12 protein-coding genes, 1 tRNA gene and 3 pseudogenes are annotated in these 14,440 nt (G+C 50.4%); 4 read left to right on the top strand and 12 right to left on the bottom strand.

The window, feature by feature from the left end; translation table 11 throughout:
* Position 1: 1 nt before the first annotated feature.
* From KP22_RS14030 to lptF, 8 genes are all read right to left on the bottom strand, one after another.
* The gene (locus KP22_RS14030) at positions 2-478 is read right to left on the bottom strand and encodes a DUF4234 domain-containing protein (protein ID WP_032731831.1); all 477 of its coding nucleotides are present in this window, start codon (positions 476-478) and stop codon (positions 2-4) included.
* Positions 479-505: 27 nt separating this feature from the next.
* Entirely contained in the window at positions 506-880 is a 375-nt protein-coding gene (locus KP22_RS21815; protein WP_071531913.1) for a hypothetical protein, read from the bottom strand.
* A gap of 26 nt (positions 881-906) precedes the next feature.
* Entirely contained in the window at positions 907-1,323 is a 417-nt protein-coding gene (locus tag KP22_RS14025) for a hypothetical protein (protein ID WP_039324837.1), read from the bottom strand.
* A 469-nt stretch (positions 1,324-1,792) separates the two neighbouring features.
* Positions 1,793-2,083 (bottom strand): DUF1269 domain-containing protein, encoded by a 291-nt coding sequence (locus KP22_RS14020; RefSeq protein ID WP_008815332.1) that lies wholly within the window; start codon positions 2,081-2,083, stop codon positions 1,793-1,795.
* A 124-nt stretch (positions 2,084-2,207) separates the two neighbouring features.
* On the bottom strand, positions 2,208-3,479 hold the full coding sequence (locus tag KP22_RS14015; protein ID WP_039324834.1) for a tyrosine-type recombinase/integrase: 1,272 nt from the start codon (positions 3,477-3,479) through the stop codon (positions 2,208-2,210).
* Positions 3,480-3,679: 200 nt separating this feature from the next.
* A tRNA-Leu gene (locus tag KP22_RS14010) sits at positions 3,680-3,764 on the bottom strand.
* Positions 3,765-3,980: 216 nt separating this feature from the next.
* Complete coding sequence (lptG, locus tag KP22_RS14005) at positions 3,981-5,057, bottom strand: LPS export ABC transporter permease LptG (RefSeq protein ID WP_039304297.1); 1,077 nt, start codon at positions 5,055-5,057, stop codon at positions 3,981-3,983.
* Positions 5,057-6,172 carry an LPS export ABC transporter permease LptF gene (gene lptF / locus KP22_RS14000; RefSeq protein WP_039324831.1) on the bottom strand — a complete coding sequence of 372 codons (1,116 nt, stop codon included), beginning with the start codon at positions 6,170-6,172 and terminating at the stop codon, positions 5,057-5,059. The genes lptG and lptF overlap by 1 nt, the downstream gene beginning before the upstream one ends.
* Positions 6,173-6,454: 282 nt before the next feature.
* Between lptF and pepA the strand changes: the two genes are divergently transcribed.
* From pepA to KP22_RS13980, 4 genes are all read left to right on the top strand, one after another.
* Positions 6,455-7,966, top strand: coding sequence for a leucyl aminopeptidase (gene pepA / locus KP22_RS13995; protein WP_005973662.1), 1,512 nt, complete (start codon positions 6,455-6,457; stop codon positions 7,964-7,966).
* A 117-nt stretch (positions 7,967-8,083) separates the two neighbouring features.
* Positions 8,084-8,533, top strand: a complete 450-nt coding sequence (locus tag KP22_RS13990) for a DNA polymerase III subunit chi (RefSeq protein WP_039324830.1) — start codon at positions 8,084-8,086, stop codon at positions 8,531-8,533.
* Positions 8,534-8,545: 12 nt separating this feature from the next.
* Positions 8,546-11,401, top strand: a complete 2,856-nt coding sequence (locus tag KP22_RS13985; RefSeq protein WP_039324828.1) for a valine--tRNA ligase — start codon at positions 8,546-8,548, stop codon at positions 11,399-11,401.
* A 195-nt stretch (positions 11,402-11,596) separates the two neighbouring features.
* Entirely contained in the window at positions 11,597-12,247 is a 651-nt protein-coding gene (locus KP22_RS13980) for a DUF421 domain-containing protein (protein ID WP_039304287.1), read from the top strand.
* A gap of 60 nt (positions 12,248-12,307) precedes the next feature.
* Here the strand turns inward: KP22_RS13980 and KP22_RS23045 are convergent.
* The 4 genes and pseudogenes from KP22_RS23045 to KP22_RS22205 all read right to left on the bottom strand — a co-directional run.
* Positions 12,308-12,561: pseudogene (locus KP22_RS23045) on the bottom strand (VENN motif pre-toxin domain-containing protein); the annotation flags it as partial.
* Between the two features lie 614 nt (positions 12,562-13,175).
* Positions 13,176-13,487 (bottom strand): annotated as a pseudogene (locus KP22_RS21810) (type II toxin-antitoxin system RelE/ParE family toxin).
* Positions 13,484-13,747 (bottom strand): type II toxin-antitoxin system ParD family antitoxin, encoded by a 264-nt coding sequence (locus KP22_RS13975; RefSeq protein WP_039304284.1) that lies wholly within the window; start codon positions 13,745-13,747, stop codon positions 13,484-13,486. Before KP22_RS13975 ends, KP22_RS21810 begins: the two are co-directional and overlap by 4 nt.
* Before the next feature lie 34 nt (positions 13,748-13,781).
* A pseudogene (locus KP22_RS22205) lies at positions 13,782-14,340 on the bottom strand (tyrosine-type recombinase/integrase).
* Positions 14,341-14,440: the final 100 nt, after the last annotated feature.

Below are 14,440 nucleotides of genomic sequence, written 5' to 3'. Positions count from 1 at the left end.
ATCAGGAAATTTGTTTACTATAAATAATGTTGTGTTTCTGCAACTCTGATTCCATATCGTTGATGCAATAAACAATATAGTATATGCTAAAAATAAATGTATAGAACGGATTCATCTTTAATTCGAATTTAAATTCATTTAAAGCATATGCCTGTAGAGCTGTTTTAGCTTTAAAAGCCCAGACAATAACCATCACAGTTGAAGCAACAGAAAGCAGTGTGGCAATATGATCCAACACCGTTTCACTTTCACTTACAGAATAACTTATATCAGTCAATAGCCATCCAAATCCAGTAACAATGGCCAGCCAAAGGGGATAATCCCTGGCAACAAACTCATTCTTCATGTGCTCTGTTAACTTTGGCTGGTTCAGATATAACCACATCATGGGGTAAATGCCACCAGTTACAACAGACAGCAATATAAACTTCGTTACCTTTGTATCGATTTTAGCTTTTAACGTATTAATGTTTTCCATATGTCCATCTCCATATTTAGTAAGTTATCACCAGGAAAAGGTGAATGAGCCTTTATTTGTAATGACGACTAATTCAAGTGGTCTGCACTGAGAAAATGATTTATTAGTCGGACTGGTAAATGTATAAGACTGACCGAATCCAAGTCTTTTATTTACGTTTTCGCCTCTGTCCGCTGTAGAGATAACGCAGTTGCCACGGTTAAGCACGAGAGACTTTATTGTGACTTCATTATCAACACTGGTAATGGTATAGCGCCATACAGGAAAAGAGACCGTGCCCGCTCTGAGTTGTTCTCCATTTGCATCAACTTTTATAGGGGAATCTGATGCAACCACCTGAAAACTTGAGAATAAAAGACCTGAAATTAAAAAAAAGTTACGAATTGAAAATAGTCCTTTCACGATAATACCCCTTACCTTTAACGGTATTAATTATTAATATATTGCTCGATATTATTTTCAAAGTTAGCGCCATTTAACTTGATCTCGGTAATAAACTTACTCCCTTTCCATACCTGTATAAATGGACCACCACGTAAATATTCACCTATCTCATATCGATACTCACCATTGGGAATAGTGACACTTTGATCACCATTTCCAGACATACTGAACTCAACCTTTTCACGTGGAACATTAATTAAAATTTCAGGATTATCATCCTTCCCATACACATAACGAATATTACCGTACACGTAACACACACCCAAGTGCTTGCCACCCTTGGCGGTATAAGCATCAAAGATGGTTTGTTCACCGTCGCAGGAATTATCAGGATTGGCATAAACAGATATTGAGAACATACCTGCGGCTAACAGCATGGCACCGCCGAGTAATTTTTTCATATAACTCCTTTAATGATAAAAACGCCTGATATTCAAAAATATGAACAGGAGTCTTTGACTCCTAATTTTATTAATCTGCTGATAACAGTTGTTTTGGTGGTTTTCACCACAACTGAAAACAACTCTTGATCTATATCCCATCGGCTTCCTCTCCTTGCCAGCTACCAGCGACTAATCACTGAATAGCTTTTCCTGACCCACCACCGGTAATAACCTGATTAAAGGTAGGTTGATGTGATCTTTTCAGGAAGGTAATGAGGTGTAAAATTGTTAATACCGATCGAAATAGATAAACTGATCTGCTTTACCTATCGATAAAAACGATCAATAATAAAAAAATGATAGCTTATAACTATTAAAATACTCAATACCGATCGGTCGCGCAGATCAATAAGAAAAAGTAATTGAGAAAATTAATGGGGATTTACTGAGTTGTTGGGTGAATAGATAGAAGGAAAACCAAACCTAATTAGTCAAAAGTGTGTTCACAGTCACGACATTCATACTGATCGAACAGGACGCCATCAAGCGATGCTCCTGTTACCGCTCCAGCCGTCGCACCGGCGACAAATCTTCCCAGTATTGCACCAATGACAGCCCCTGTAGCTGTTCCCACCACCGGAACAACAGAACCTATTGCCGCCCCCGTACCTGCACCACTAAGTGCTCCTGCCACGCCTCCAGCGATACCTCCTGCCTTCCTACCAATATTTCGCTCACTTACACGGTCAGAACCACATTGCGGACATATCGTAGTCATTTGTTATTCTCCTAATTTACGGTTGTTAAAAGCAAAAAGGCACCCGAACGTTAATGAACGGATGCCTTTTTATGAAATAACTCATGTTCAATCTAAGGGGTAATAGAGCCAACAGTAGCACGTGTCATCTTGTCAGCATGGGGTTATTAATTTTAGCAAAATCAAACGGGCTGATACTTTTCTCCCGATTCGAATCCAGAAAGTCCGCCCACCATTGCAGCATCAACTTGCGTTCATCCAGATGTTCCGCTTTATGGATATATGCTGCGCGTACCGAGTTACGTTCCATATGGCTCATCTGGCGCTCCACCGCATCCTTCGACCATAGCCCTGACTCAATTAACGAACTACAGGCCATTGTGCGGAAGCCGTGGCCGCAAACCTCAACTTTAGTGTCATAGCCCATCACCCGTAGCGCACTGTTTACCGTGTTCTCACTCATGGGCTTACGAGGATCGTGGTCTCCAATAAAAATGAGTTCATGTTCACCGCAGAACTGTTTTATCTGCTTCAGAATCGCCAGCGCCTGCTTTGAAAGCGGCACCAGATGAGGTGTACGCATCTTTGATCCTCGCTGGGAATGTTTCACGCCGGGAATAGGCTCTCGCTCAGGCGGGATAGTCCACATTGACGTTTCAAAATCGATCTCTGACCAGCGAGCAAAACGCAGCTCACTGGAGCGAATAAAGATAAGCAGAGTGAGCTCAGTTGCCCAGCGGGTTAGCGGCCTGCCGGTATAGCCGTCTATTTTCTCAAGTAACTCAGGGATACGCTTTAATTCCAGCGCCGGGCGATGTTGTCGATTGCCAGAGGCGACGGCTCCAGCCATCTCCTGCGCTGGGTTGTAATCAATCAGCCCGCTTTGCACTGCATAACGCATGATGGCCGTGGTACGCTGCTGGAGACGAGAAGCCACCTCAAGACGTCCAGACAGTTCCACCGCTTTAATGGGTGCCAGTAAGTCACGAGTGCCCAATTCAGCAATACTGCGAGTACCAATTGCCGGGAAGATATTGTCCTCCAGGCTCTTTTTTACGCGGTTAGCGTGATCTTCCGACCATTTTTGGTTAGTCGCAAGCCACTCTCTGGCAACCTTCTCGAAAGTAATAATCTCTTTCGCCTGCTCTTCTTTCACAGCACGTTTATGCTCACGAGGATCGATACCAGCAGCTACCAACCTTCTGGCCTCTTCCCTTTTCTTCCTGGCATCCGCCAGTGAAATTTCAGGATAGACACCGAATGCCATCAAATGCTGTTTACCGCCAAAACGGAAACGAAATCGCCAATACTTTGAGCCGTTAGGTTTTACAAGTAAGGACATGCCGTCGCCGTCAACAAGTGAATACTCTTTCTCCTCAGGTTTCGCAGAACGAACTTTAGTATCCGTTAGGGCCATAATGGTCCTCCTTCCATTGGTATAGCGTGAGTATACAAGCAATATCGAATCGACAAATATACTCATTAGTATACTCACAAGCTTGTTGATGTGGGTTGAGTTAGGTTGACTTCAGTTGAGGGAAAAAGCGGGTAAAGCCTTGTGTGGCGCGGATTTCGGACATAAAAAAAGACGTCGATTGACGTCTATTTATGTAATTTTGGTGCCGAAGGCCGGACTCGAACCGGCACGTATTTCTACGGTTGATTTTGAATCAACTGCGTCTACCGATTTCGCCACTTCGGCACAGAAGTAGTATGCGGAAAACGGGTGCATTATACCGTTTGATGGCCCATGCGCAACGTTAATCCACTCAGTGCTCGGTTAAGTGCTGAAAAAATCATCTTTAGCAACGCGTTATGGTCACTTTGCCTTCAATACTGTGCAGTGTGAACGTTGTCGCGAGCAATAAAAAAGCGCCGAGGATTAATCCATCCGGCGCTTTTTCAGACTTGTTGGGTTCTATCGGCGTTTCAGCAGCAGCGCTACGCTGATGAATAAAAACACCGAGCTAGGCAAGATAGCGCCCAGGATAGGTGGAATGCCGTAGACCAGGCTGAGCGGGCGGAAAATCTCATTCAGCAGATAGAAGAGGAAGCCGAAGCTGATACCTATCACGATACGCGAACCCGCCGACACGCTGCGCAGTGGGCCGAAGATGAAGGAGACCGCCATGAGCATCATTACCGCCACCGAGACCGGCGCAAAGATTTTGCTCCACATGTTCAACTGGTAGCGGTTCGATTCCTGTCCGCTCTGTTTCAGGTACTTAGAGTAATTATGTAGCCCACGGATTGACAGTGCATCAGGTTCCAATGCCACGACGCCTAGCTTATCCGGCGTCAGATTGGTTTTCCATTCGCCGCTGAGCGTCTGGCTACCGCCAATCTGTTTGCCGTCGCTCAAATCGGATTCATCAACCTGCGAGAGTCTCCAGACATTCCGGTCCTCCTCAAACTCGGCGGAGGCCGCATAGCGCACGGATAACAGCTTGTTCTGACCGTCGAAGTGGTAGATGTTTACGCCAGACAGCTCTTTATCGCCAGACACTCGTTCGATATAGATGAAGTCATTGCCATCTTTTGCCCACAGCCCGCCCTGCGTAGAGATCATCGACCCACCGGAAATCATCTGAGAACGATAGTTACGCGCCATCTGTTCCCCTTGCGGTGAGACCCATTCGCCAATCGCCATCGTTAGCAACACCAGCGGGATCGCAGTTTTCATCACGGCAGTCGCAATCTGTAAGCGAGTAAAGCCAGAAGCTTGCATCACTACCAGTTCACTGCGGGTCGCAAGCTGGCCCAGCCCAAGCAACGCACCGAGCAACGCCGCCATCGGAAAGAAAATCTCAATATCTTTGGGTACGCTGAGCAGCGTGTAAATTCCTGCGCCCAACGCAGAATACTCACCCTGTCCGACTTTACGCAGTTGGTCGACGAACTTGATGATGCCAGAGAGCGACACCAGCATGAACAACGTCGTCATGATGGTGGTAAAAATCGTTTTGCCGATATAGCGGTCTAATACACCAAACATCAGGCCGCTCCTTGTGTTTTAAGAGTACGAGGCTTGAAGCGGGCGCGCATTTTGCGCATCGGCACGGTATCCCATAGGTTAAGCATGACAGCGATACCGAAATACATCAGGTTAGTCAGCCAGATCCACACCATCGGATCAATTTTGCCTTTACTGGCGTTAGAACGCAGCGAGCTTTGCAACAGGAAGAAAATCAGGTACAGCAGCATGGCAGGCAGCATACTCAGCACCCTTCCCTGACGTGGGTTAACCACACTCAGCGGCACCACCATCAGCGCCATGATGAGCACCGAAACAATCAACGTTAGCCGCCAGTGGAACTCCGCTCGTGCATCGTGCGCATCCGAATGCCAAAGGGTCCCCATATCCATTTGCTGCACATCGCTATTATTTAGCGTTACAGTCTGGTGACCAATCACGGCCTGATAGTTGGTGAAATCCGTAATACGGAAGTCTCGCAGCAATGCTGTGCCTTCGTAACGGGAGCCATTGTCCAAGGTCACGACCTGCGCACCGTCTTCGTTTTGCGTGATATGGCCACGATCGGCTACAACGACGGAAGGCCGTGCGTTACCGCTGGGGCGCAGCTGTGCCAGAAAGACGTGTTGAAACTCCGCCCCTTTGACATTGCCGACAAACAGTACCGCGTTGCCGCCCTGTGCTGACTGGAACTGCCCCTCTACCAGGGCCGCCATACTGGGGTTCGCCTTCGCTTCCGCCAGCACTTCCTCCTGATGCCGCGACGACCACGGGCTAAGCCACATGACGTTAATGGTAGCGACGATGGCAGTGAACACAGCCAGGACCAGCGCGGCTTTCAGCAACACACGCTTGCCCAGCCCGCAAGCATGCATGACGGTGATCTCGCTTTCCGCATAGAGGCGACCAAACGTCATCAATACGCCAAGAAACAGACTTAATGGCAGGATGAGCTGCACCATCTCTGGTACACCCAATCCCAACAGGGAGATAACCAAATTTGTCGGGATTTCACCATCAACAGCGGCACCCAGTATCCGTACTAATTTCTGGCAAAAGAAAATCAGTAGCAGAATGAAAAGGATCGCCAGTTGGCTTTTAAAGGTTTCCCGTACCAGATATCGAATGATGATCACGCTTAATTACGCCTGTGAAAACTTGTCTTTTTGCAGGAAAATCGATAGTTTCTTCGCTAACGCGCCATTTATACTCATTTTTGGCAGCCCCCATAGCTAAAACGGTATTACAACACACTGCGTTTGAACTGTTGTATCAGAACCTGCTTATAGTCACCAAAACAGGTTCGTTACGTCGTTAAGATTAACACAGGTTATGTTAACGCCGCGGCGGGAAAGTATTACGGAGTGTCACATTCTATCCGTTGCCCCCGCCTTTGTCTTTAAGATTCAGGAGAGTACATGGAGTTCAGCGTAAAAAGCGGTAGTCCGGAAAAACAACGCAGTGCCTGCATTGTCGTCGGCGTGTTTGAACCGCGTCGTCTGTCCCCTATTGCCGAACAACTCGATAAAATCAGCGACGGCTACATCAGCGCGTTGCTCCGCCGTGGTGAATTAGAAGGCAAGGTGGGGCAATCACTGCTTTTGCACCATGTACCTAATATTCTTTCCGAACGCATCCTTCTGATTGGTTGCGGCAAAGAGCGCGAACTTGATGAACGCCAGTACAAACAGGTGATTCAGAAGACGATCAACGCTCTGAACGAAACGGGTTCGATGGAAGCAGTATGCTTCCTGACTGAACTCCACGTAAAAGGTCGTAACACGTACTGGAAAGTGCGTCAGGCTGTCGAAACAGCAAAAGAGACGTTGTATACCTTCGATCAGTTGAAGAGCAACAAGGTCGAGCTGCGCCGTCCACTGCGCAAAATGGTCTTCAACGTGCCGACGCGCCGTGAGCTGACCAGCGGCGAACGTGCCATTCAGCACGGTCTGGCGATTGCTGCGGGTATCAAAGCCGCGAAAGATCTCGGCAACATGCCGCCGAATATCTGTAATGCCGCCTATCTGGCGTCACAAGCACGTCAACTGGCAGACACCTACAGCCAGAACATTATCACGCGAGTGATTGGCGAACAGCAGATGAAAGAGCTGGGCATGAATGCCTATCTGGCAGTGGGTCAGGGCTCGCAGAATGAATCGCTGATGTCCGTGATCGAATATAAAGGCGATCCGAACCCGGAAACTCGCCCAATCGTGCTGGTGGGTAAAGGTCTGACGTTCGATTCCGGTGGCATATCCATCAAGCCTGCCGACAGCATGGACGAAATGAAATACGACATGTGCGGCGCAGCTACAGTCTACGGTGTGATGCGTATGGCGGCCGAACTGGCGCTGCCGTTGAATATCGTCGGCGTGCTGGCAGGCTGTGAAAACATGGTCGACGGACGCGCATACCGTCCGGGCGATGTGCTGACCACGATGTCCGGCCAAACGGTAGAAGTGCTGAACACCGATGCGGAAGGCCGTTTGGTCTTGTGTGATACGCTGACCTACGTTGAGCGCTATGAACCGGATGTGGTGATTGATGTCGCGACGCTGACCGGTGCGTGCGTAATTGCGCTGGGGCACCACATCACTGGGCTGATGGCGAACCACAATCCACTGGCACATGAGCTGTTGAGCGCGTCCGAGCAGTCTGGCGACCGTGCATGGCGTCTGCCGCTGACCGACGAATTCCAGGAACAGTTGGAGTCCAATTTTGCCGATATGGCAAATATTGGTGGTCGTCCTGGCGGAGCAATTACCGCAGGCTGCTTCCTGTCGCGCTTTACACGCAAGTACAGTTGGGCACATCTGGATATTGCAGGCACCGCCTGGCGTTCCGGCAAAGCCAAAGGCGCTACGGGCCGGCCAGTCGCACTGTTATCACAGTTCCTGCTTAACCGCGCCGGACAGAACGACGTAGAATAAGGCTTTCGCGTTAACAGCGATGAGCGCGTCGGCGATGCCTTATCACGTCATTGTCTTATGGGCCGGACCTTCCGGCCCTTATCACTTTCCGGCCGTTATCAATCAATAGTGTAAACAATGAAAAACGCAACGTTCTATCTTCTCGAACACGACAGCAAAAGCGGTGAGCTCAGTGCCCACGAGGCACTGGCATGCGATCTGGCGGCAGAACGTTGGCGAGCAGGAAAGCGCGTACTCATTGCCTGTGAAGACGAGCAGCAGGCCATCAGGCTTGACGAGGCGCTGTGGCAGCGCGATCCCAACGCATTCGTGCCGCATAATCTGGCAGGCGAAGGGCCGCGTCACGGCGCACCAGTCGAGCTGGCATGGCCACAGCGGCGTGGTAATGCGCCACGGGACCTGCTGATCAGCTTATTGCCGCAGTTCGCAGATTTTGCCACCGCTTTCCATGAAGTGATAGACTTTGTCCCTTACGAAGAATCCTTGAAACAGTTGGCGCGCGACCGCTATAAAACCTATCGCAGCGTCGGCTTCCGATTGACCACGGCTACGCCGCCAACTCACTGAATTTTGAGCATAATGGAAACGAAATATAACCCGCAAGATATCGAGCAGCCGCTCTACGAACACTGGGAAAAGCAAGGCTACTTCAAGCCGCACGGCGACACGAGTAAAGAAAGCTTCAGTATTATGATCCCGCCGCCCAACGTCACTGGCAGCTTGCATATGGGTCATGCTTTCCAGCAAACCATTATGGATACGTTGATCCGCTATCAGCGCATGCAGGGCAAAAACACCCTGTGGCAGGCAGGTACTGACCACGCCGGTATCGCCACACAAATGGTTGTTGAGCGCAAGATCGCCGCAGAAGAAGGCAAAACTCGCCATGATTATGGCCGCGATGCGTTCATCGACAAAATCTGGCAGTGGAAAGGCGAATCCGGCGGCAACATTACCAATCAGATGCGCCGTCTGGGCAACTCCGTTGACTGGGAACGCGAGCGCTTCACCATGGATGAAGGCCTGTCCAACGCGGTGAAAGAAGTTTTCGTCCGTCTATATAAAGAAGACCTGATTTACCGCGGCAAGCGTCTGGTGAACTGGGATCCGAAGCTGCGCACCGCGATTTCCGATCTGGAAGTAGAAAACCGCGACGTGAAAGGATCGATGTGGCACCTGCGTTATCCGCTGGCCGATGGCGTGAAAACCGCCGAAGGGAAAGACTATCTGGTCGTTGCCACGACCCGACCGGAAACTATGCTGGGTGACACCGGTATCGCCGTTAACCCGGAGGATCCGCGTTATAAAGATCTGATCGGCAAAGATGTCGTCCTGCCGCTGATTGGCCGCCGTATCCCGATCGTTGGCGACGAACATGCCGACATGGAAAAAGGCACCGGCTGCGTGAAAATCACTCCAGCGCACGACTTCAACGACTACGAAGTCGGTAAACGCCACCAGTTACCGATGGTGAACATCCTGACGTTCGACGGTGATATTCGCCAGAGTGCTGAAATTTTTGATACCAATGGCGAAGCCAGCACCGCTTACAGCAGCGACATTCCAGAAGCCTTCCAGGGTCTGGAACGTTTTGCCGCGCGTAAAGCGCTGGTAGCCGCATTCGATGAGCTCGGCCTGCTGGAAGAGATCAAAGCGCACGACTTGACCGTTCCTTACGGCGACCGTGGCGGCGTTGTCATTGAACCGATGCTGACCGACCAGTGGTACGTGCGTGCGGCCGTGCTGGCTAAACCCGCGGTGGAAGCTGTGGAAGATGGCCGCATTCAATTCGTACCAAAACAGTACGAAAACATGTACTTCAGTTGGATGCGTGACATTCAGGACTGGTGTATTTCCCGTCAGCTGTGGTGGGGTCACCGCATTCCAGCCTGGTACGATGCCGACGGCAACGTGTATGTTGGTCGTACCGAAGCGGAAGTACGCAGTGAAAACAGCCTCGCTGACGATGTCGTTCTGAACCAGGATGAAGACGTGCTGGACACCTGGTTCTCATCCGGACTGTGGACATTCTCTACGCTGGGCTGGCCGGAGCAAACGCCAGACCTGAAAGCCTTCCATCCAAGCAGCGTGATGGTCAGCGGCTTCGACATCATCTTCTTCTGGATTGCACGCATGATCATGTTGACCATGCATTTCATCAAAGATGAAGACGGCAAATCGCAGGTGCCATTCCACACCGTCTACATGACCGGCCTGATCCGTGATGAAGAAGGCCAGAAGATGTCCAAGTCCAAAGGGAACGTAATCGACCCGCTGGATATGGTAGACGGCATTTCGTTGGAAGCATTGCTGGAGAAACGTACCGGCAACATGATGCAGCCGCAGTTGGCGGAAAAAATTCGCAAGCGCACCGAGAAGCAATTCCCGAACGGCATCGAGCCTCACGGTACAGACGCCCTGCGCTTCACGCTGGCGGCGCTGGCCTCCACTGGCCGCGACATCAACTGGGACATGAAGCGTCTGGAAGGTTACCGCAACTTCTGTAACAAACTGTGGAACGCCAGCCGTTTTGTGCTGATGAACACCGAAGAGCAGGATTGCGGCTTTGGCGAAGGTGAGAAAGTGCTGTCGCTGGCTGACCGTTGGATTCTGGCGGAATTCAACCGTACGGTGAAAGCCTACCGCGATGCGCTGGACGGCAATCGCTTTGATATTGCTGCCAACATTTTGTACGAATTCACCTGGAACCAATTCTGCGACTGGTATCTGGAGCTGACGAAGCCAGTAATGAACGGTGGTTCGGAAGCGGAGCTGCGCGGTACACGCCACACGCTGGTTACTGTACTGGAAGCGTTGCTGCGTCTGGCGCACCCGATTATTCCGTTCATTACCGAAACCATCTGGCTACGCGTTAAAGCGCTGAAAGGCATTAACGATGACACGATCATGTTGCAGCCATTCCCTGAGTTCGACGCCGCGCAGGAAGATACGCTGGCACTGAACGATCTGGAGTGGATCAAACAGGCTATCATCGCCGTACGTAACATTCGTGCGGAAATGAACATCACTCCGGGTAAACCGCTGGAAGTCTTACTGCGCGATACTACAGTTGAAGCACAGCGTCGCGTGGAAGAGAACCGCAGCTTTATCCAAACGCTAGCGCGTCTGGAAAGTATTACGCTGCTGCCTGCGGGCGATAAAGGCCCGGTTTCTGTCACTAAGCTCATCGATGGCGCCGAGCTGTTGATCCCAATGGCTGGCCTGATCGACAAAGCGGCCGAGCTGGACCGTCTGGCGAAAGAAGTGGCGAAAATCGAAGCCGAAATTGGCCGTATAGAAAGCAAGCTGTCTAACGAAGGCTTTGTGGCACGAGCACCGGAAGCGGTCGTCGCCAAAGAGCGTGAGAAGATGGACGGCTACGCCGTAGCGAAAACCAAACTGCTGGAGCAGCAAGCGGTGATCGCCGCGCTGTAGTTTTTATTTTTGCTTATTCCTTATCTCAGCCCCGGCACTTTGCTGGGGCTTTTCCCCCGCAATATCTGACAAACAAGTGAATTGTGCTCACCAATCCGCGCAGTGTTGCTATAGTCAATAGACGGTTGCCTATCACACCGCCTGTGTTACACCATAATAAGATGAAAAATAGTTAGGGCAGCAACGGAGAAGAAAATGGAATATTACGGATATGTGTTATTAAAATTCATCATTGGTTTTTCCATTGTGATTATCCATCTAAATTTCTCGGGTAAAACACAGCTCTCGCAAATGACCCCCGTCGATTTTATTGGTAATTTCATATTGGGTGGCATTATTGGCGGTGTTATTTATAGCGACAGCATCCCACTTTATCAATATATAATTGTGCTACTTATTGGTGTCAGCCTGATTTCTATTCTTAACTCTATCAGCAAAAATATTTATTTTTTTCGCTCTGTCAGTATTGGCGACCCGATCCCTATCATTAAGAAAGGCCAATTCCTGATGGAAAACATTCTGCAAAAGAAGAATAAAATAGATATTATCAACGTTGCTTCACAGCTCCATGCTCAGGGGATCAACTCCTTCCAAAAGATAAACTATGCACAAATTGAACCCAACGGACAACTAAGCGTCATTTGTGAAGGTATGGAAATGCCGTCAGTGATCGTGATTAAAGATGGAAAACCTAGGAAAAATGATTTGTGTGAAATAGAAAAAGATGAAGAATGGCTCTCTGCCGAAATCGCACGACACGGTATTGAATTAGAAAATATTTACCTGGCTGAATTCTGGAAAGGGAATCTTATGTTTATATTAAACGATGGTACTGTCGTCAAATAGACGCGTTCATCGCCAATTAACCAGAATATCCTCATTGTACATATACACTTTGCGAGGATAAGCAGCAGAGAGACCCGCGGCCTTCGCGTCTGCCTCCGCTTTCGCGGCTTTGGTCGCAATGATCGCCCCTGCGTACCGGCAATATCTATCACCTGACTGCTGATTTCTGCAATCACCTGCATTTGTTGCAGGCGCTTCTGCTCTTTCTCTTTGTCAAAAATCGGGCTGAGCGTCTGGTTTGCATGTTCAACATCGTTACTCAGCTGCGCGACGTCTTGACGCTGGTTGGCTTCATCACGAATGACCAATTGCCCCACCAATTTCACTGTGAATCGGATTTGTTATTACGGGTGTAAGTGTATTAGTTATAACTTTACCACCTCCAGCACCAACCGCCCTACCCACCCCAGCAGCGATAGAAGCCGTCAACGGGCCTTTGTTCTGCAACTTCGCGCCCGCATAAGGGTAATCCCCCCGACACGCTACCGCCCCGCCGTGACTTTGCCGCCTACAACCGCCACATCATAGCAGCGGCGTCAGGGACGGCGGCCACTCCATTGGAGCCAGGGAAGCACGCTTAGGCTGACAGCAGAGGTGAGCGCAGCGAACCTCTGCGCCACACAGCACCAAGAGCCCAACCCCAGCAGCCAGCCGCACGCTGATGTGGAAGAAGACCGCAGCGAGCCCTTAACCTGCCCGGCGCCGATATAATGTGTGTTACGCGTGGGCCGCGTTCAGCGGCTTTCGCGTAATGCCACATTATGTTGAATGACGAACGGCCAGCAACGTTAATGACAGAGAGTGACTACGGTGAGTGCTGGCCGGGCGACATTTACCGCCGGAGCGCCTGACCCGAACAAGGCAAGAGGGGCGCCACGGATGGCACGCCTCTTGCCCTGCGCCGTCCTGAGGCCTCACAGACAACCGGCTAACGTTTGGTGTCGTTCAGCGAACCTGAGAACAGGCTGTCTATATCACGCGCACCGTGCAGGACACGCTCGATCCTCACTTCCACATCCGTCGTGCCGTACAGGATAAGATAACGACCATAGGTACAACTTCTGATGGAGTGCCCCAACTCCGGGCGCTCACGATACAGCCAGGGATCCTCGCCTATTACACAACATTGCCGGTACAGATCTTCGGTAAAGTTCAGTGCGCGTACCGGGTTATCTTACGCGATATAGTCGCCTATCGCTTCGATATCCTGCTCTGCCAGCGGCGATATGGTCAGTTTCATTCCGCGTTATCACCTTCAGCCATGCGCCGGTATTTCTGCGACAGACGCCCGAACACCACTTCGGCATCCTTGCCTTTTCCACTGTTCACGCCCAACTCGACCGCCGTGCGTAACGCATCCAGTTTGACCTGCCGCTCTCGCTCCTCCAGTGCCCGTAGCCCTGCACGGATGACCTCGCTGACATTGTTGTAACGGCCACTTTCGATTTGTTCACGGATAAATTGCTCGAAGTAAGGACTTAACGCGATACTGGTTGCCATCATTGCCTCCAACCACTCAGGATAGTATCTATTATTATCTATTAGTATTTTTTTCCTTTCCCGTTCCGTCAACTCCTTCTTCCCGCTGACCCTCATCCACCGTCAGGTCAGCCAGCAGCTCGGTCTCGTCACTGTCCTGTTGTTCTGCCGGATGCGTGCTTGCATGGACTGCGGATAACGCTTTGATGGAGACCTGCGTGTAGATTTGCGTGCTCTCCACGCTCGCATGGCCCAGCATCGCCTATATCCACCGCAGGTCCGCGCCGTTCTCCAGCATTTGCGTTGCCATCGCGTGCCGGAACAGGTGGCAGCTTCCCCATTGCGCTATACCCGATGCCTTGCAGGGTAGTGAGGTCGGGCAACGCCAGTACCTGCTCCACGTCCTCCACGCTCAGTATCGTGCGCGGCAACCGCTTTTCCAGCTTCGGTAACTCAAGGTCTGCCGCCCACAGGATAAAGCGGTACTGGTGATGCGTCTGCACCTTCAGTGTCGCCTCCGACCCGTTCCGCTCCCACCGCCACACCACGAACCGCAGCAGCAGCGCGTAACTTGCTAACGCTGTTTGTATCTGACGCTGATCGAGCTGTTGCAGCTCAGCTGAAGTAGCGGCATTCGCTATGACTGCAAAGAAAGGTAAAGATAGCGTGAAGAGTATCGAACGAATTAATAGGGTGCTTCTTAATGTGATATAT

The sequence above is a fragment of the Pectobacterium betavasculorum genome, from assembly GCF_000749845.1.
Lineage (GTDB): Bacteria > Pseudomonadota > Gammaproteobacteria > Enterobacterales > Enterobacteriaceae > Pectobacterium > Pectobacterium betavasculorum.
Note: the sequence above shows the minus strand (reverse complement) of the source record. Positions and strands in the feature narration are given on the sequence as shown.